Source organism: Kineococcus radiotolerans SRS30216 = ATCC BAA-149, from assembly GCF_000017305.1.
In the GTDB taxonomy this organism is placed as follows: domain Bacteria; phylum Actinomycetota; class Actinomycetes; order Actinomycetales; family Kineococcaceae; genus Kineococcus; species Kineococcus radiotolerans.
This window is the reverse complement of record NC_009664.2, coordinates 103,423-121,190: the sequence shown is the minus strand read 5'-3', so window position 1 is coordinate 121,190 and position 17,768 is coordinate 103,423. Positions and strand designations below refer to the sequence as shown.

Sequence of the window (17,768 nt, the reverse complement as noted above, 5' to 3'; positions counted from 1 at the left end):
TTCCGGCGGGTGGGGCCGGTGCTACCCGGTCGGTCCCCGCGTCCTGCTGTCGCGGTCCTCCGGGCGCGGCTCGTTCCCCGCCCCGACGACTCTGAGGCCGGCGGCACCCCTCCACCGCGTGCCGGGTCGTCAGGTGGCGACGTCGAGCGTGAACCCCTCGTGGCGCAGGCGGTTCACCAGCGGCATCCCGATGCCCGTGGCGGGGGTCAGGACCCCCGCGCGGGCGGGCAGGCGATCGCCGTCGAGGGCGAGCGCCAGAGCGCTCTGCCCGAGCATCACCGCCGTCGCGGCGTAACCGGGGTCGCCCTGGGCGGCGACGGTCACGGTGGCGCGGCGGCCGGATTCCGTGCGCGCGTCCACGCGCAGCCGGAAGTGGCCCGTGCGGCGGGTGCGCTCGCCCGGGCCCGTGCCGGGGGAAGGCAGCAGGCGGTCGAGCAGCGGCCGCAGGGGCTGGACGGCCAGCAGGCCCGTGAGCCCGGCCAGCACCCCCGTGACGGCGCTCGCCCGCAGGGCCGCGGTGCGCCCGGAGAACGCCATGACCTCCGCGTAGCGCAGCCGCGGCCCGTACGCGTGGTCGAGCAGGGCGTTGCTGCGCCGCACCACCCGGGTGTTGTAGGTGGCCATGACGAAGGGCGCCACCCACTCGCTCGTCGCCTCGCGCCGGTGGGGGCGGAACACGTCGGGCTGGCGGCCCAGGTCCGGTTCGCGCGCGCGGTCGGGGCTCAGGGCGTACGGGTCGCCCACCAGCCGCCGCGCCTGCCGGTCGCGGCGCGCGGTGTCCAGCTGCAGGCGCAGGGAGTCCACCGTGCCGCCGCTGAACCCGCCGCGCGCCGAGAGGACCTCGAGCGTGGCGCTCGTGAGCGGGCCGGCGTCCTGCGCCTGCGCCCACTCGTGCGCGAGCAGCACGGCCAGGTCGGAGGGCACCGAGTCGAAACCGCAGGAGTGCACGATCCGCGCCCCGCTCGCGCGGGCCGCCTCGTCGGCGGTGTCGATGCTGGCGCGCACGAACAGGACCTCGCCCGTCAGGTCGGCGTAGTGGGTGCCGGCGCGGGCGCACGCCTGCACCAGCGGCAGGCCGTGGCGCAGGTAGGGGCCGACGGTGGAGACCATGACGCGCGTCGACTCCGCGAGCGTGCGCAGCGACTCCTCGTCGGAGGCGTCGGCCACCACGAGCGGCCAGTCCGCGGCGACGGGCCCCAGGTCGCGGGCCGCGGCCGCCAGCCGCTCCCGCGAGCGGCCGGCCAGGGCGATCCGCGTCCCCGAGGGGGCGTGCGCGGCGAGGTGCGCCGCGGTCAGCCGCCCGACGAAGCCGGAGGCGCCGAACAGCACGATGTCCACGTCGCGAGCCACATCGTCACGCTAACCCGCCGGCCCCACCCGCGCTCCCGGCCGTGGACCCCGGTGGTTGCACGGTGGTCGTCGCGGGTGCGAGGTCCCGGGCGCAGCGGGCGTCGCGGGGGCTGCGGTTGCAGTGCTGGCGGAAGACGGTGGCGAAGTACTGGCTGGAGGAGAAGCCGCAGGAGAGGGCGATCTCGGAGATCGTCAGGTCGGTGCCCGTCAGCAGGTCCAGGGCCCGGTCCACGCGCAGCCCGGTCAGGTAGTCCACGGGGGTGGCGTTCACCGCCTGCCGGCAGTGGTAGATGAAGCGGGTGCGGCCCAGCCCGCAGTGCTTGGCCATCGCGTCCACCGTCTACGCCTCGGACAGGTGCGACGGCAGGGACTTCAGGAACACGGCCACCGAGCGTTCCGCGGAGGCGAAGTGCGGGTCGAGTTCCGGTTCCTCACCCTTCAGGACGTCGATGAGTTCCAGCAGCACCTCGCTGATCCGCAGCCCCAGGTGGGCGGTGGTGCGTCGCGTCTGCTCCCGCATGGTGCGTTCCATCCGCTCCGCGGCGTGGACCATCCCGGTGCTGGCCGGCCACACCGACCGGTCCGAGCCGCGCAGCAACGCCCCGACGTCGAGGATGAACCAACCCAGGGTGCAGGCGGTGACGGTGGGCAGGCCGATGCGGTGACGCTGCCAGGGGCGGGTCACCGAGATCCATCCCCGCTGCAGGTCGCTGGGTGGTCTCGGTGGAGAAACCGGCCCGTCCGTGCAACGCCGAGATCCTGCAGCAGATGTCCACCCTCCCGGTGACCGCGGTGACCTGTGCGGGGCGAGGGGACACCAGGGGAACGTTCAGCCGGTCGCGCCGGTGGCAGCGCGTAGACGCTGCAACAGGACGTGCCCGTCCGTTCCGCGGACCACGGGAACCGTCCCTCCGCGGATCCTGGTCCGGGTGGCGCCGCCCGTGGTGTCGGGGCCGACGTCGGCGCCGACCTGCCGCAGCGCGATGGCCAGCACGTGCTGCGGGTGCTCGCGGGCGAACTCCTCGTAGATGGCCGGGTCGTTCTCCCGTCGTCGCCGACCAGCAGCCAGCGCACCTCGGGGAAGTCTGCGCGCAGCCGCTGCAGGCTGCGCCGCTTGTGGGCGCGTCCCTCGCGGAAGAAGCCCTCGCTCGAGGGACCCCAGTCGGTCTGCAGCAGGGGGCCGGCGGGGAAACCGTTGCGCTGCAGGAAGCGGGTCAGCGGCTCGTTGAAGTTCCACGGGCCGGTGCTGAGGTAGACGACCGGGCCGTCGTCGCCGCCGTGCTCCTCGTGGAACGCGGTGAGCAGGTCCGCCATGCCCTCCACGGGAGCCCGCTGCGCGAACGCGCGGGTCAGGGTCCGCCACGCGGCGCTCAGCGGCCGGCGCAGACCGGTCACCAGGGCGGTGTCGTCGATGTCGCAGACGATGCCCGTGCGCGCGTGCGGGTCCGCGACGTGGACCGGCGCCTGCACCGGGGGACGTTCGCCCACCCGGAAGGTCACGGCGTGCGTCCCCGGCTCGACGGTGCAGGGCAGGACGACGTCGACCAACCCACCGGGGCCGCTGCGGACCCGGTGCACCGTGCCCGCACCTGCGCCGGACCCGGGCACGGCCACCTCGATGTCCACCCGGGAGCGTTGCAGGGTCACCAGGCGCCGCCAGGCGGCGACGCCCCGCACCGAGCTCGGCTCACGACCCGGCGCGGCGAGGACGACGCGAGCCAGGACCCTCGCCCGCCCGTCGACGCCGTACCCGGGGTAGGGCAGGACGGCGTAGCTCCACCCCCGTCGTTCCAGGACGGCGGCGACGACGTCGCGGCGTGCGCGGCCGAGGTGGAAGAGGGCTGTCCCGATGCGCGAGGTCGGGATCGGATCGACCGCGACGCTGTCGCTGGCGGTACCGGTGGAGGTCGGGTGCTCGGCGGTGCTCACCCCGTGAGTCTGCAGGCTGATCCGGTGACCTGCCGCGGGAGGACCGCCGTCACGCCGGAACGGCCCGTCCCGCGCTGGTCATCAGTGCGGGCACCGGACGTGGGACGACACGACGGGGTCGGGGACGGACTCAGAACACGCCGAGGTGCTCGAGCAGGATGCGGGTGCCGATGAGGATGAGGACGACCCCGCCGGCGATCTCCGCGGGACGTCCGAAGCGCCCGCCCGCTCGACGGCCGATGACCACGCCGATGGCGGTGACCACCGCGGTGATCACCCCGATGAGGGCGACCGCGGGGATGATCGAGACGTCCAGGAAGGCGAAGCTGATGCCCACGGCGAGGGCGTCGATGCTGGTGGCCACCGAGAGCACCAGCAGTTCCCTCACGCCGATGCCGTCGGAGTCCTCCTCCTCGTCGCTCGGGGAGACGGCTTCCCGGATCATCTTCGCGCCGATGAGGAGCAGCAGGCCGAAGGCGATCCAGTGGTCGATCTCGGTGATGCGGTCGGCGAAGCTGCGGCCCAGCAGCCAGCCGAGCAGCGGCATCAGCGCCTGGAAGGCGCCGAAGCTCAACGCCAAGCCACCGGTGTCGCGGAGGGTGAGCCGGCGCACGTGCAGGCCCTTGGCGACCGCGACGGCGAAGGCGTCGGCGGACACACCGACGGCGATGACGAGCAAGATCACGACAGACATGAGCGCGACAGGGACCTTCCGTCGAGGCGGGCGCCGGAGAACCGGAGGGGTCGCTCCCGCCCGGGACGCCGCGCAGTTGCACGGGTGCGGCGACGCGAGCGCGGTGCCGAAGGTCTCGTTCACCTGAGCCGCCGGCTCAGGCGGTGCGCCGGGTGGTCACCCACCAGCGTGTCGACGCACCTCCAGCACTGCGGGGCGACCGGAGTGCTTCGGGAACTGCCCCTCGGCGGGGTCGAGCATGGCACGGCCGCCGGTCGACGTCCAAACGCGCGTTCTCCTGCGGGGCAACCGATACCGGTACGGTCCGTGCGACCTCCCCGTGGTGTTCTCGGGAACCTGCCGTCCCGGTGCCTGCAGAGCGGGGTTCGCCCCACCGAAGTCACGGGTTCGGCGGCTCGGGTTCTGGTCACGGCGCCGCGGGAACCTGTTCGGCCCGAGCTGCGGGATCGACGGGCGGTCCCGTGCCCGGAGCGGTGAGCGGAGCACCACGATCCAGCTGTTCCCGGAGGCGGGTCGAGGTCCCTCTCGAGCGCCCAGCCGGGCGGGGTGCTCAGACGTCGTCCGAGGTGCCGGGGTGGGGTGCGTACTCGAAGGCCAGGACGGTCACGTCGTCCTGCGCCGGGCCGCGCACCCAGTCGACCACTGCTGCGCGCAGTTCCGCCAGCCCCGCGCTCAGTGCGCCCGTGCCCAGGCAGGGCACGACCAGGCGGGTCAAGGGGAAGAACTCCCCGTCGTCGGGGCGGCGGGCCTCGGTGACCCCGTCGGTGTACAGCAGCACCCGGTCACCCGCCTCGAGGTGGATCTGCGACTGCTCCACGTCCAGGTCGGTCCCGGACCCGCCGCCGGACCCGAGACCCAGGCCCAGGGGCAGGGCGGGGTGGCGGGGGTCCAGGCCGACGGCGGTACCGGCGCGCAGCAGCACCGGGGCCAGGTGCCCGGCGTTGACCACGCGCAGGACCCCTGCGTGCACCTCGGCGAGCACGGCGGTGACGAAGTCCTCCTCGCCACCTGCCCGGGCCACAGCCCGGTCCAGGTCCCGAGCCAGCTCGCGCAGGTCCCCGCGCTCGTGCGCGCGCTCGCGGAAGGCGCCGAGCACGGTGGCGGCCAGGTGCACCGCCTCCAAGCCGTGCCCCCGCACGTCGGCCAGCAGCAGGCGCACCCCGAACGGGCTCTGCACCGCGGCGTAGACGTCGCCCCCGACGGCCGCCTCCTCCTGGGCGCTGTCGTAGGAGGCGGCCACGTTCACCGGCCCCAGCCGCGGCGGGACGGGGGGCAGGATCGCGCTCTGCGCCACCGCCGCGATCTTCAGCACCCGCGTCAGGCGGTGCTCGCGGGCCAGCCGCACGCGAGCGGCGGCGACCGCCATGGCCCCGCCGATGAGGATGGTGCTCAGCCGGACCAGCTGGGTGCCCAGCTCGCTGTCGTACCGGTCACCCCTGACGCCCAGCACGGCGCCGCCGGCCAGGGCCAGGACCGCGTAGGTCGCGGTCGCGCGCACGGACAGCAGGCTGGCGGCCAGGAGCGGGGCGATGAGCACCGGTGTCACCACCACCGCGCGCGTCCCGGTGAGCACGTCGAGGACGAAGACCGCCAGGATCACCACAGCGGGCAGGAACCTCGCGTGCGCTCCCACCCGGGTCAGCGCCGACCGCAGGACCCGCGCCGGCGCGCGCCGCGGGGTTTGGACGACCCGTGCGGGTACGCGCCCACGGCGATCACGACGCGCTCCCCGGAGCGTGCGTGGGGTCCGTTCGCCGCCGGAGGTGGTGCGGTGCGGTGCCCCTGAGCGCCTCACCACCGGTGGTGAGCTGCGCTGGGCGGTGCGGCGGGCGAGCGGTCGTGGACGTCGCGGGTGCTGCGGAGCATGCTTCGTTCCCTACGCGGTGGTGGTGGCGCCGAGCATCGGCAGGTCCGCCGCCTCCGGACCGTGGCGTCAGGGGCAGCACCGGTCATCGCGCCCGGTCGTCACGCCCGGTCGCAGCGCCCGGTCGTCGCGGTCACGGCGCGACGGGGAGACCGGGGCCGCTCTCGGGGCCGTGTGCGGGGGCCGGCCCCGGACCGGCAGCGGAACCGCCGCCGCTCGCGGGCGTCGCCCCGCCGGGCGTGGCGCCGACGGTGCGCAGCAGTTCGGTGACGTCGATGCCGGTGGTGCGCTTGAGCACCTCGAACGTCTCCTGCATGTTGGCGCCCACCGACCGGCTGAGCGCACCGGCGCCGTCGTTGGAGATGACGGTGAGGTCCTTGATGCCGGCGATGGGACTGGCCAGGGCCTGGGCGACCTGGGGGAGGACCTCCAGGGCGCGTTGGGTGAGCGCGGCCTGGCCGAACTCCCGCAACGCCTGCGCCTCCTTGCGCAGCGCCTCCGCCTTGGCGGCTCCGGTGGCGGAGAGGGCCTCGGCCTGGGCCTGCCCCTCCAGGCGGACGGCGTCGGCTTCGGCGGTGCGCCGCTGCAGTTCGGCTTCGGCGGCAAGCTGGACGCGGGTGGCGTCGGCCTGGGCGGAGAGCCGTACCCGTTCCGCCTCGGCCTGCGCGGCGGCGACGGCGGCCTGCTGCTCGGCCTGGGCGGAGAGCACGCGCGCGGTCTTCAGCGCCATCGCCTCCTGCTCGGCCTGGTAGCGGCGGGCGTCGGCGGGTTTGCGGACCTCGGTGTCCAGGGTGCGTTCGGTCAGTTCCGCCTGGCGCTGGGCGACGCGTTCCTGCTCCTGCAGGACCTGCTGCTGGGCGGCGGCCTCCGCGAGGCGGCCGGCGGCGTCGGCCTCGGCGGCGGCCTTGTCCTGGTCGGCGCGGAACTGCGCCTGCTGCAGGGCCAGGTCGCGCTGGGCCTGGGCGATCTTGGCGTCGGACAGCGCCTGGGCCTGCTGGGCTTCCTGGGCGTTGTTGGCTTCGGCGATCTCGGCGGCGCGCCGGGCGTTGGCCGCTTCGGGGCGGCCGAGGTCCTTGAGGTAGTTGCCGTCGTCGCTGACGTCCTGGATCTGCAGGGTGTCCAGGACCAGGCCCTGGTTGTTGAGGCTGGTGACGGCCTCCTCCTCGACCTGCCGGGCGAACGCGACGCGGTCGCGGATGATCTCCTCCACAGTCAGGGTGCCGATGACCCCGCGCAGGCTGCCGGCGAGGACTTCCTGGGTGAAGGGTTCGATCTCCTTCTGCTGCTGCAGGAAGCGCTGGGAGGCGGCGCGCACGAAGTCCTCGGTGCCGCCGACCTTGACGATGGCGACCCCGTCCACGTTCAACCGGATGCCCTGGCGGGAGACGGCGCCGCGGATGGAGATGGGGATGCGCACCGAGGACAGCGAGAGGCGGTGCGCCTGCTGCACCAGCGGCTTGACGAAGACCCCGGCGCCCATGACGACCTTCTGGCCGGACAGGTCGGTGGTGACTTCCCCGGTCTGGGGGTTGGTGACCGGGCGGCCCTTCTTGCCGACGATGATGAGGGCTTCGGAGGGGCTGGCGATCTTGTAGCGCACCTTCACGGCGATGGCGGCCACGACGAGGAGGACGACGAGCGCCCCCACGACGACGGCCGCGACGACGAGGTCCATGGGTCACTCCGTTCTGGTGGATCGATCTCGGGATCGGCCGAGCTCGAGCCGGTGGGTGGGTCTTCGTGGCGGGTGCTGCTCCCCGGGAGTCTGGCCCGAGCCGCGGCTCAGCCGTTCAGGCGGGGGGCCTGGTAGACGTCGGGGACGCCGTCGGCGTCCTCGTCGACCCGCTCGGCCTCGTGCAGGCGCCGGTAGACGCGGTTGCGGGCCCGGAGGACGACCGCGGCCAGGGCGGCGGCGAGCAGGGACCCGGTGAGGACACCGACCTTGACGTGCTCGTCGCGCACGCTGCCCGCCCCGAAGGCGAGTTCCCCGATGAGCAGGGAGACGGTGAACCCGATCCCGCCCAGCAGGGATGCGCCCAGCACGTCCCACCAGGACAGGCTGGGGTCCAGGCGGGCGCGGGTGAAGCGCGAGACGGCGGCGGTGGCGCCGAGGATGCCGGCCGCCTTGCCGACCACCAGACCCGCGACGATGCCCAGCGCGACCCGGTCCTGCAGGGAGTCGACCAGCCCGCTGAGGCCGCCGACGGTGACACCGGCGGAGAAGAACGCGAAGACGGGCACGGCGAAGCCGGCCGAGAGCGGTCGCCAGACGTGTTCGAAGTGCTCGGCCATGCCCGGTCCGGCTTCGGGCCCGCCCGCGGCCCGGGAGCGGAGGACGGGGACGGTGAAGCCGAGCAGGACCCCGGCGACGGTGGCGTGGATGCCGGAGGCGTGCATCAGCGCCCACGCCACCACGGCCAGCGGGATCAGCAGCCACCAGGAACGGATCCGCTTCTGCACCAGCAGCCCGAAGACGGCGATGACGGCCAGGGCACCCAGCAGCGGCAGGACGGCGAGGGTGTCGGTGTAGAAGATCGCGATGATGGTGATGGCCAGCAGGTCGTCCACGACCGCGAGGGTGAGCAGGAAGGTGCGCAGCGCGGTGGGCAGGTGGGTGCTGATCACGGCCAGGACCGCGACGGCGAAGGCGATGTCGGTGGCGGTGGGGATCGCCCAGCCGTTCAGGGCGCCGTCCCCGGCGGAGCGGGCGACGAGGACGTACACCACGGCGGGGACGGCCATGCCGCCGACGGCGGCGGCGACGGGGACCAGGGCCCGGCGGGGGTCGCGCAGGTCACCGGCGACGAACTCGCGCTTGAGCTCGAGACCGGCGATGAAGAAGAAGATCGCCAGCAGCCCGTCCGCGGCCCACTGCCCCAGGGTGAGGTCCAGGTGCAGGGGGTGCAGGAGGGAGGGGGCGATCACGGTGTCGCGCAGACCCGCGTAGGAGCTGGACCAGGGGGAGTTGGCCCACACCAGGGCGACGACGGTGCCGAGCAGGAGCAGGGCGCCGCCGATGGTCTCCTTGCGCAGCACGTCGGTGATGCGCCGGGTTTCCAGCCACGACCCGCGGCTGAACAACGGGGTGCTCCCGCGCGGGGGCGTGGGCGGGGTGGGGTCGTGCGGGGTGGGGGACGTCACCGGTGTCTGCTCCCTGGTCGAGGACTTCACGGATCGCTGAAGACTTCGCCGACCAGACTTCCCGGCACACCGTGGGACACAGTACCGGCACCAGCGTCCCCCCGCGCCGGGAACCGGTGGATCCCCTTCCCGCGGACGCCCGCACCGGGGTGGCCGCCCAGGGGCGGCGGGAGGCGGAACACCCGGTTCAGGACCGGTCCGCAGGTGGCCCCTGCGGACCGCGTCCGGCGCTGGTGTGCATCCAGAACAGCAGCACGGCCGTGCCGGTGAGCAGAGCCAGGACCGCGACGGTGTGGAGCAGCGTGGTCCAGGCGATCCCCAACCCGTGCAGGACCCACCCGAGGAGGAGCAGCGCTGCGGTGGAGCGCAGCGACGCCGACGCGGACGGGCGGAGCTGCGAGAACCGGTCCGCCCGCCCGCCCACGGACGTCGGAGGGGCGGCTCCCGCGGGTGCCGGGTTTCCTGGCTCCGCTCCGGGCGCACCTGCCCGAGGCACTCCCGCGGCACCGACGGGTGCGGGCGGGTGGCCCGGGGAACGCGGCGGTGCGCTCAGCAGGGCCTCGATCAGCCACGCACCGTCGGGGGCCGGACGGTGGTCCGACACGACGTGCCGGTGGAGTTGCCGGGAACCGGCGAAACGCAGGCGGCACTCGGCGCAGGCGCGGCCGGTGGGTGTGGGCTCGACCGTGGACGACATCTCCGTCTCCCTCCCGTGGAACGCGGTGTCCGGCGGGTGGGTCCACCCGCGCAGTTCGGGTTTCGCGGATCCCCCGAACCCCGACGAACGACCTCGAGGGCCTCGAACGCGCGCCCGGCGTCAGCCGAGCGCGGTCTCCTGGGCGCGCGCGTGCAGCTCACGCAGGTCCTGCACGCGTCCGGCGGCCACCTCGGCGGCTTCGACGTCACCGCGCTGCTCGGCTGCGCGCTGCTCGGCGAGGGCCAGCTGGATCTGCTCGGTGAGCTCGGCGGTGAAGACGGGTGCGGTGATCACGACGTCCTCCTCGGGTGCGGGTGCGGGTGCGGGTGCGGGTGCGGGTGCGGGTGTCTCGATGTCGAAGAGGGAGCTCAGGCCCGTGCGGTGCATCACGTGCAGGTCGGCGCGGTTCAGGCCGCGCAGGACCACCCGCCCGCCGCGCGCCCGGCAGCAGCGCTTGACCCGCAGCAGCAGCCCCACCACCACCGAGGACAGGTCCTGCACCCCGGAGACGTCGATGACCACGGTGCTGACGCCGCTGTCCAGGGTGGAGGCCAGGTCTCGGCGCAGGGTCCCCACGCCTCGCCGCACGGACGCCTCGCGCAGCACCACGACGGCGACGTCCTCGTCGAGGCTCCGCCGGTGACCCAGCACGTGCACGGCGCTCACCCGCCCCTCCCGGTGGTGCGAGCCTCGCCCGGCGACGAGGACGGTGGCCGCCCCACCGCTTCCACGGCGGGGCGTGGCCCCATCCTGCTGGAGCAGTGTTGCGGTCACCCGGTCGTCTTCTTTGCGATCGTGTGACGATCCCGACCAGGACTGGGGCGGGGTGCCCGGCGGGGCCGGAGCACTGGCAGCATCACGGTGTGCTCCCCCACGTCCTCGTCCTCGACGACGACGACGGCATCCGGACGTCGTTGACCCTCGCGCTGGAGGACGAGGGGTACCGGGTCACCGGGTGCGCCGACGCCGAGCAGGCCCTCACCGCCGTCACCGCGTCAGCCCCGGAGGTGCTGGTGGTGGACCTCATGCTCGGCGGCATCGACGGGTTCACCTTCATCCGGCGCCTGCGGCCCACGTGCCCCGCCCCGGTGATCGTGCTCTCCGCCCGACGCGACAAGAGCGACGTCGTGGCTGCCCTCGAAGCCGGCGCCGACGACTACGTCACCAAGCCCTTCGACCTCGACGAGCTCTTCGCCCGGCTGCGCGCCCTGCGCCGGCGCGCCGGTTCCGCGGGCGTCCTCGACGAGCGGAGCGGTGACGCTGGTGGGGGCAGGAGCGCCGGCGTGCTCGTCCTGGACTCCCGATCCGGTCCTCTCGTGCTCGACGCGGCGGCGGGCGCGGTGCGTCGCGGGAAGAGCGAGGTGCGCCTGACCGTGACCGAGTTCCGGCTGCTGCGGGAGTTGGCTGACCCGCCGGGGCGCGTGCTCAGCCGGCAGGTGCTGCTGGAACGGGTGTGGGACCACGGTTTCCACGGCGACGAACGCATCGTCGACGTCCACGTGCGCCGGCTGCGCACCAAGATCGAGGCGGACCCCTCCGCGCCGCGGCTGGTGACCACGGTCCGGGGCCTGGGGTACCGCCTGGACCGGCGCTGACGTGCGCGCGGGGAGCGATCGACGGGTCCGGCGGCCGAACGGATCGTCGGCGCGCTGGCCGGGACGGTGGCCGGGTCGTCGGCACGCCCCTGGGTTGCGCGCCGGCCTCATCCTCTCCTTCACCCTGGGAGCCACCCTCCTCGCGACGCTGACCGCGCTGGCGACCTTCGCCGTCACCCGTCAGTACCTCCTCGACCAACGCGAGCAGACCGCGCTGCGGCAGGCCTTCGCCGACGCCTCCTCCGTGCGGGACAGCCTGCGCACCACCGGCCTGCCGGTGGGGGAGGCGCTCGCCGCGCTGTCCCCGCCGGACGGGTCGGAGGTGCTGGTGCACCAGGAGGGTCGCTGGTACTCCACTTCCCTGGAGGTCGGCGCCCTGGACGTCCCCGACGGCCTGCGGCAGGCGGTGGACTCCGGCGACGCAGCCTCGAGCTGGGCCGACACCGGCGCGGAGCCGGTCCTCGTCGTCGGGGTGCCGCTGCCGGCGGTGCAGGCGCAGTACTACGAGATCACCACGACCACGGAGCTGGAACGCACGCTGCGCACCGTGCGGACCGCGCTGGCCGCCTTCGCGGTCTCCACCGCAGCCGGCGGGGCCCTGCTGGGGGTGTGGGCCGCGGGGAGGGCCGTGGCCCCGCTGAACGCGGTGGCGCGCACCGCGGTGCGCATCGCCGGCGGTGAGCCCGGAACCCGTCTGCCGCTCACGCAGGACCCCGACCTGGCGACGATCGTCGGGTCCTTCAACACCATGGTCGACGCGCTGGAGGAGCAGATCCAGCGCGAGGCGCGTTTCAGCGCCGACGTCAGCCACGAGCTGCGCTCACCCCTGACCACCCTCACCACCAGCGTGGCGCTGCTGCAGAAGCGCCGAGCGGAACTGTCCCCGCGCTCGCGACAGGTCCTGGACCTCGTCGACGCCGAACTGCGGCGCTTCGCACGGACCCTGGACGACCTGCTGGAGCTGAGCCGCCTGGAGTCCGGGACGGACTCCTCCGACCGCGCTCCGATCGACGCCGCCGACCTCGTGCGACGAGCCCTGACCGGCAGCGGTCGCCGGAACGTGCCCGTGCTCGCTGAGCAGCAGGGGTGGGTGCACGGGAACGCCCAGCAGCTGGAACGGGCCCTGGTGAACCTCTTCGACAACGCCGACCGGCACGGGCGGGGTCTGGTGGGGGTGCAGGTCGACGCCGACGACGCCGTCGTGCGCGTCCTGGTCGACGACGCGGGACCGGGCGTACCCCCCGCGCAGCGGCGGCAGGTCTTCGAGCGTTTCGCGCGCGTCGGCTCCCGCGGGTCGCTGCCGGGCACGGGACTGGGTTTGAGCCTGGTCGCCGAGACCGTGCACGGCCACGGTGGTGCCGTGCGCTGCAGCACGTCCCCCGCCGGTGGGGCACGGTTCGTGGTGCAGTTGCCCGCCCTGGCAGCACCCCCTGCGGGGGAGGCCCGCGTCAGCAGCCCCGCCGACGACGCCGCCGGCGAACACTCGAACCCCACCTCCACCGGGCCCCGTCGCACGTCGCGAGGCCCGGCGTGAGGCCGAAGCTGGGGCCCCTCGCGGAACCCCGCGCGCTGGGGGTGCGGGCCGCCGTCCTCGCCGCCGTCTGCTCCCTCGTGCTCGCCTCGGTCAGCGCGTGCTCGACCCCGGCGGGCGACGAGGTGCGGGTCGTCGCACCCAGCGAGGTGCCCCACGGTCTGCTGGATCCTGCGACCTCGTCACCGGAGCCGGCGGTCACCGGGACCGCGCCGCTCGGTGCCGGACCGCTGGTGTACTTCCTCACCGTCGATGCCGCGCTGGTCGCGGTGCCCCTGGGGGGCGAGGAGAGCGCGGGCGAAGGCGGCGACCCGTTGACGCTGGTGCTGCGCCGGCTCACCCGCGGCCCGGAGGAGGGGGAGCGGGCGCGTGGCCTGGCCAGCGCCGTGGGCCCCGACGTCACCCTGGGCGTGGAGAGCCTGCAGGACGGCACGGCGCGGATCGTGGTCGGGGAGCTGGGCCTCAACCTCGCCGCGGACCGGTTGCCGCTGGCCGTCGGACAGATCGTCCTGAGCGTGGCCGCGGTACCCGGGGTGCAGTCGGTGCAACTGGTGCGCGCGGGGGAGGTGCTCGAGGTGCCGTTGCCCAGCGGGGAGCGTTCGTCCGAGCCTTTGACCGCCGCCGACTACGCGCCGCTGCTGGAGAGCCGGTGACCGGTCGCCCACCGGAGGCCGCCGGTCGTCCGGCTGCGCGCGGGCTACGGGGTGACCGCGGATGACTGCGACGTCGATCTCGCGTGGTGCGCACGCCCCTGCTGCGGGCTGGTGGTCGTCCCCGGTGCCTGAACAGGGCGGCGAGGAGGCCGATGGGGTGGTGTCCGCCTTCGTGGTCATCGGATCGGTCACGTGGCTGGCAGCCCGGGCCGCTGAGCCTCGTTCGCCTGCCCGCGTCAGCGCTGGTCGCTGATCGGGGCGGCCGCGAGGGAGCCGTCGACCCCGACGGTGACCTCGGCGCTCCAGATGATGGGCCCGCAGCCGTTGCCATTGGCGTCCACGCGTTCTGGGGTGACCTCCGTCGCGGAGTCCACCAGCACCGCGCCGTCACCGGCCGCCACCTTGAGGCGGGCCGTGACGGGATCTGCGCTCAGCTGGTCGTTCTCCACGCCGGACCAGGTGCTCTGGTGGTCCTCGACGAGGTGGTCTCGGCACACGTCGCCGGCGCAGGAGGTGGTCTGCCACGGCAACGGGGCGGTCGTGAGCAGGGCTGAGGCGGCGAAGCTCACCCCGCTGGTCCCGCCCATGGTCGTGCAATCCCGTGGCGCGGGCTGCAGGCCTGCAGGAACGCCAGCAGGCTGCAGCCGAGGAGGAGTCGCCGGCGAGGTCGCCGGTCCTCTGACGTGGTGGGCTCGCCCGACGTTCCGCCGGTGGTGCTCCGGCCCACGGTGCCCTCAGCGGGCGAGGGGAGTGGCCGACGGCGTTCCACGATCGCGCCCGGATCAGCGGGACGACCGTGCGTCAGCCGCGCGAGTCCCTTGTTCCTCGCCGCCCGCGTGTCCACCAGGCGGCCAGGTAGTAGCTGGCCATGACGATGAGCAGGGCAGCGGCAGCCCAGCGCCACCAGCTCGCGCGATCAGCGGTGAAGAGGTCGATCGACTGGTGCGATCCCACCACGACCCGCAGCAGGCCCAGGAACGACGACTGGTCACGCGTGCGGGTGATGCTCCACCACGGTTTCTCCTGGCTCACGTCGCTCATCGTGTCGCAGCAACGCCCGGCCACCGGCGTGTGCGGATGTCGACGACTTCTCGCTCGGCGGTGCGTGGGGCACTGGGGTCAGCGCAGGACCTCCACCTCGCAGGTGATGCCCGGCGCACGGGACAGGCGGGCGTCGGCGGTGACCAGGACGATGTCCAGGGCCTCGGCCAGGGCGACGTAGGCGGCGTCGTAGCTGGTGACGGTGTGCCTCAGTTCCCAGCAACGACGCAGCAGCGGCCGGTGACCGGCGCGGCGCAGGGGCAGGTCGATGAGGTCGTTCCACGCCAGGTCGGCGCGGCGATCGGGGAGGCGTCCGCTCGCAGCGGCGCGGCGCAAGACGGAGGCCACCTCCAGGTCGATCACTTCGGGAGCGGTGAGCACCTCGCTCCGTAGACGGTCCCGGGCCCGGTCTCCGTCAGGTCCGTCGTCGGCCAGGGCGGGAGCGAGGACGCTGGCGTCAACGACGATCACGGTCGTCGTGCACCGCCTTCACGGCGTCGCGGAAGGACAGGCTTCCGCCGGCTCGTCCGCCGGCGCGTTCGAGGACTTCGTCGAGGGTGGGGGTGCTGGCTTCCTCGACGAGTTTGGCGAGGAGGTACTCCTGCAGGGACTGGTGGGCCAGGGCGGCACGGCGGCGCAGGACGGTGTGCGTCTCGTCGGGGACGTCCTTGATCTGAACACTGGGCATGGCGCCATTCTGGCGCTGCTGGCGCCGGTGTGCAATCACGTGCCCATCGGCAGGACCGTGCGATGTCTGCGGGGTGACCGTGAGGTCTTCAGGACTGGTCGTCGACGGTGAGCGGCAGGAGCCGGTGTTCCCGAGACCGCTCCTGCCGCGGCACCTCGACCGCTCAGCGTTCGATGTTCTCCAGGTCCTGGAGCAGGCTGGGGTGGTGGGGGTTCCAGCCGAGGGTTCGGCGGGTGCGGGTGCTGGTGGAGGGCTGGTCCATCGCGAAGATCGGCCCGAACGGGCCGAAGGTCTCCTCGGGCACGGGCTCGACCGGCAGTTCCAGTCGCCGGCCGATGACGGCGGCGATGTCGCGCACCGCGTCGCCTTCGTCGGCGACGGCGTGCCAGGACGTGCCGGCCGGTGCGGATTCCAGGGCGAGGCGGAAGAGGGCGGCGGCGTCGAGGGCGTGCACGGCCGGCCAGCGTTGGGTGCCGTCACCGGGGTAGCCGGCGACTCCGCTGCGGCGGGCGGCGTCGGTCAGCAGACCGGCGAACCCGCCCCGACCCTCGTGGTGAACGGTGCGCGGCATGCGGACGGCCGCGGTGCGCACGCCCTGCGAGGCGAGGTCGAGGATCGCGGTCACCGTGCGGCCGCGCCCGCCGACCGGTCCGTCGGTGGGCAGGGGGTCGGCCTCGGTGGAGGCGCGGCCGGGAACCCAGGGTGTGCCCGAGACGGTGACGAGGGGACGGTCGCTGCCGGTGAGTTCCGCGCCCAGGGCGTGCAGGGCCGCGGTCTCCTGCGTGATGGCGCGGTCGAGGGCTTCGGGAGCGGTGAGGTCGTGGTCGAAGGCGAGGTGGATCACGCCGTCGGTCTGCGCCGCGCCGGCGCGCAGGACGTCGAGGTTGGTCAGCGATCCCGGCAGCGCCTCAGCGCCGGCGGCTCGCAGTTTCTCCGCGGAGGCTCCGGAGCGGGCGAGGGCGAGGACGGTGTGGCCGTGGGTGAGCAGTTCGGCGGTGACGGCGGAGCCGATGGTGCCGGTGGCGCCGGTGACGAAGACGCGCATGGGGTCCCCTTCGGGGTGCGGGCGGTGATGGGACTTTTGTCCCGTCGACAGCACCGTACCTCGTGATGAGACAAAAGTCCCGTTACCTCGGGGCTACAGGCCCGTGACTTAGGATCCGGACATGGCTCGATGGGAACCCGGCGCGCGGGAGCGGCTCGTCCTCGCTGCGGTGGACCTGTTCACCGAGCAGGGCTACGACGCCACGACGGTGACCGAGATCGCCGAGCGGGCCGGGGTCACCAAGAGCACCTTCTTCCGCCACTTCCCCGACAAGCGGGAACTGCTGGTGGCCGGGCAGGAGACCCTGAGCCGGCTGCTGGCCGAGGGGATCTCGGCGGCCCCGGAGGCGGCCAGCCCCCTGCAGGCGGTCGCCTCCGGCCTGGAACGCGCCTGTGAGGCGATGGGCCCGGCCAACCGCGAGCTGGGTCCGCGCCTGAAGGCGGCGGTGGCCGCGAGCACCGAGCTGCAGGAGCGGGACGCGCTCAAGAGCGTGGGGATGGCGGCGGCGATGACCGAGGCGCTGCTGGCCCGCGCCGTGCCCGAGGTGCAGGCGCACCTGGCGGCGGAGCTGGGGGTGATGGCCTTCAAGCGCGGTTACGCCTCGTGGGCCGAGGCGGATCCGGACGCGGCGGGGGACTTGTGGGGCCATACCGCGGCCGCCTTCGACGAACTGCGGGCGGCTGGCGCCTCCTTGAGCTGACGGTCCACCCCGCGCCTCGTGGGAGGTCGAACCGGTGGGCCGGACCCCGGGGGACTTCGGGGCGGGTGGCAGGCCCTCACCGCGGGACGGCCAGGTGCGTCAGAGCGCGTGTCGGTGGCGCACCTCGTCCACGACGACGCCTTCGTGCTGGTCCTGCTTGGTGCCGCCGTCGGGGGCCCATCCGCACCGTCGGTAGAAGCGCTGGGCCCGGTCGTTGCGCGCGAGCACCCACAAGGTGGCCTCGGTGAAGCCGTCGGCGAGCAGTTGCTGCTGGGCGGCTCGGAGCAGGGCCCGTCCGGTGCCGGTGCCCCAGGAGGTGGGCTGCACGTACAGGGCGTGGATCTCGCCGGTGGTGCCGGGGGCTCGCTCGTCGCGACTGGGGCCGCAGCGGACGAAACCGGTGGTGTTACCGGCCGGGTCCTCGGCCAGGAGGCAGTGCTGCGGAGGGTGCAGGGGCAGCACCGCCTCCCACCGCTCGATCGCCGTGGTGAGGGTCATCGCGGCCAGGACGACGTCGGGGACGAGTCCGGGGTAGGCGACCTGCCAGGTGTCGACGTGGATGCGGGCCAGGTCGCGGGCGTCGTCGAGGGTGGCTGGTCCGACCGAGGTCATGAGTTCGAGGGTGGGCGGGCGGGGTGGCGAAATCGGTGGGCGCGGAGGCACTCCAGGTGACCTCGGTCCCCGGCAGGACCGCGATGTCCTGGGCTGCAGGCGACAGCGTGCACGACGCAGGAGGAGCGTGAGGTCGAGAGGGCGGCCCGGGGGCCCGGTGGCAGGCTCGGTGCGTGGTGCCCCTCCTGGAGACCGACGACGTCGTCGAGGCCCTCGACCTCCACGGCG

20 protein-coding genes are annotated in these 17,768 nt (G+C 74.0%); 4 read left to right on the top strand and 16 right to left on the bottom strand.

What is annotated here, in order from left to right:
* Nucleotides 1-129 precede the first annotated feature (129 nt).
* The 10 genes from KRAD_RS00595 to KRAD_RS23760 all read right to left on the bottom strand — a co-directional run bounded on the left by KRAD_RS00595 (nt 130) and on the right by KRAD_RS23760 (nt 10,341).
* A complete protein-coding gene (locus KRAD_RS00595) occupies nt 130-1,350 on the bottom strand; it encodes a saccharopine dehydrogenase family protein (RefSeq protein WP_011981278.1) in 1,221 nt (406 codons plus the stop codon).
* A 4-nt stretch (nt 1,351-1,354) separates the two neighbouring features.
* Nucleotides 1,355-1,678 carry a helix-turn-helix transcriptional regulator gene (locus tag KRAD_RS00590; RefSeq protein WP_041291809.1) on the bottom strand — a complete coding sequence of 108 codons (324 nt, stop codon included), beginning with the start codon at nt 1,676-1,678 and terminating at the stop codon, nt 1,355-1,357.
* 12 nt (nt 1,679-1,690) lie between these two features.
* Nucleotides 1,691-2,035, bottom strand: a complete 345-nt coding sequence (locus KRAD_RS00585; protein ID WP_011981276.1) for a hypothetical protein — start codon at nt 2,033-2,035, stop codon at nt 1,691-1,693.
* Nucleotides 2,032-3,279 (bottom strand): phosphatase domain-containing protein, encoded by a 1,248-nt coding sequence (locus KRAD_RS00580; RefSeq protein ID WP_011981275.1) that lies wholly within the window; start codon nt 3,277-3,279, stop codon nt 2,032-2,034. Before KRAD_RS00580 ends, KRAD_RS00585 begins: the two co-directional genes overlap by 4 nt.
* Before the next feature lie 130 nt (nt 3,280-3,409).
* Nucleotides 3,410-3,973 (bottom strand): manganese efflux pump MntP, encoded by a 564-nt coding sequence (locus KRAD_RS00575; protein WP_011981274.1) that lies wholly within the window; start codon nt 3,971-3,973, stop codon nt 3,410-3,412.
* A 550-nt stretch (nt 3,974-4,523) separates the two neighbouring features.
* Nucleotides 4,524-5,576 carry a PP2C family protein-serine/threonine phosphatase gene (locus tag KRAD_RS00570; RefSeq protein ID WP_011981273.1) on the bottom strand — a complete coding sequence of 351 codons (1,053 nt, stop codon included), beginning with the start codon at nt 5,574-5,576 and terminating at the stop codon, nt 4,524-4,526.
* Nucleotides 5,577-5,970: 394 nt separating this feature from the next.
* Nucleotides 5,971-7,512, bottom strand: a complete 1,542-nt coding sequence (locus KRAD_RS00565; RefSeq protein WP_011981272.1) for a flotillin family protein — start codon at nt 7,510-7,512, stop codon at nt 5,971-5,973.
* Nucleotides 7,513-7,619: 107 nt separating this feature from the next.
* Entirely contained in the window at nt 7,620-8,978 is a 1,359-nt protein-coding gene (nhaA, locus tag KRAD_RS00560; RefSeq protein ID WP_049821017.1) for a Na+/H+ antiporter NhaA, read from the bottom strand.
* 187 nt (nt 8,979-9,165) lie between these two features.
* Nucleotides 9,166-9,402, bottom strand: coding sequence for a hypothetical protein (locus tag KRAD_RS00555; protein ID WP_041291807.1), 237 nt, complete (start codon nt 9,400-9,402; stop codon nt 9,166-9,168).
* A gap of 393 nt (nt 9,403-9,795) precedes the next feature.
* Nucleotides 9,796-10,341 carry an STAS domain-containing protein gene (locus KRAD_RS23760; protein WP_011981269.1) on the bottom strand — a complete coding sequence of 182 codons (546 nt, stop codon included), beginning with the start codon at nt 10,339-10,341 and terminating at the stop codon, nt 9,796-9,798.
* Nucleotides 10,342-10,538: 197 nt separating this feature from the next.
* On the opposite strand from KRAD_RS23760, the gene KRAD_RS00545 reads away from it, so the two are divergent.
* The 3 genes from KRAD_RS00545 to KRAD_RS23755 all read left to right on the top strand — a co-directional run bounded on the left by KRAD_RS00545 (nt 10,539) and on the right by KRAD_RS23755 (nt 13,454).
* A complete protein-coding gene (locus KRAD_RS00545; RefSeq protein ID WP_011981268.1) occupies nt 10,539-11,270 on the top strand; it encodes a response regulator transcription factor in 732 nt (243 codons plus the stop codon).
* Nucleotides 11,271-11,364: 94 nt separating this feature from the next.
* The gene (locus tag KRAD_RS00540; protein ID WP_049821016.1) at nt 11,365-12,804 is read left to right on the top strand and encodes a HAMP domain-containing sensor histidine kinase; all 1,440 of its coding nucleotides are present in this window, start codon (nt 11,365-11,367) and stop codon (nt 12,802-12,804) included.
* Nucleotides 12,801-13,454 (top strand): GerMN domain-containing protein, encoded by a 654-nt coding sequence (locus KRAD_RS23755; protein WP_011981266.1) that lies wholly within the window; start codon nt 12,801-12,803, stop codon nt 13,452-13,454. The genes KRAD_RS00540 and KRAD_RS23755 overlap by 4 nt, the downstream gene beginning before the upstream one ends.
* 236 nt (nt 13,455-13,690) lie before the next feature.
* Here the strand turns inward: KRAD_RS23755 and KRAD_RS00530 are convergent, their stop codons facing one another.
* The 5 genes from KRAD_RS00530 to KRAD_RS00510 all read right to left on the bottom strand — a co-directional run bounded on the left by KRAD_RS00530 (nt 13,691) and on the right by KRAD_RS00510 (nt 16,228).
* Nucleotides 13,691-14,041, bottom strand: a complete 351-nt coding sequence (locus tag KRAD_RS00530) for a hypothetical protein (protein WP_011981265.1) — start codon at nt 14,039-14,041, stop codon at nt 13,691-13,693.
* Nucleotides 14,042-14,255: 214 nt separating this feature from the next.
* Entirely contained in the window at nt 14,256-14,486 is a 231-nt protein-coding gene (locus KRAD_RS00525) for a hypothetical protein (protein WP_157873413.1), read from the bottom strand.
* An 87-nt stretch (nt 14,487-14,573) separates the two neighbouring features.
* Nucleotides 14,574-14,966: a type II toxin-antitoxin system VapC family toxin gene (locus KRAD_RS00520; protein WP_041291806.1), complete on the bottom strand. Its 393-nt coding sequence runs from the start codon at nt 14,964-14,966 to the stop codon at nt 14,574-14,576.
* Complete coding sequence (locus tag KRAD_RS00515) at nt 14,953-15,183, bottom strand: FitA-like ribbon-helix-helix domain-containing protein (protein WP_011981262.1); 231 nt, start codon at nt 15,181-15,183, stop codon at nt 14,953-14,955. Before KRAD_RS00515 ends, KRAD_RS00520 begins: the two co-directional genes overlap by 14 nt.
* 163 nt (nt 15,184-15,346) lie before the next feature.
* The gene (locus KRAD_RS00510) at nt 15,347-16,228 is read right to left on the bottom strand and encodes an SDR family oxidoreductase (protein ID WP_011981261.1); all 882 of its coding nucleotides are present in this window, start codon (nt 16,226-16,228) and stop codon (nt 15,347-15,349) included.
* Nucleotides 16,229-16,349: 121 nt separating this feature from the next.
* On the opposite strand from KRAD_RS00510, the gene KRAD_RS00505 reads away from it, so the two are divergent.
* Nucleotides 16,350-16,928, top strand: coding sequence for a TetR/AcrR family transcriptional regulator (locus KRAD_RS00505; protein WP_011981260.1), 579 nt, complete (start codon nt 16,350-16,352; stop codon nt 16,926-16,928).
* A gap of 99 nt (nt 16,929-17,027) precedes the next feature.
* Here KRAD_RS00505 and KRAD_RS00500 read toward each other — a convergent pair whose 3' ends face one another.
* Complete coding sequence (locus KRAD_RS00500) at nt 17,028-17,540, bottom strand: GNAT family N-acetyltransferase (protein WP_041291805.1); 513 nt, start codon at nt 17,538-17,540, stop codon at nt 17,028-17,030.
* Nucleotides 17,541-17,768 lie beyond the last annotated feature (228 nt).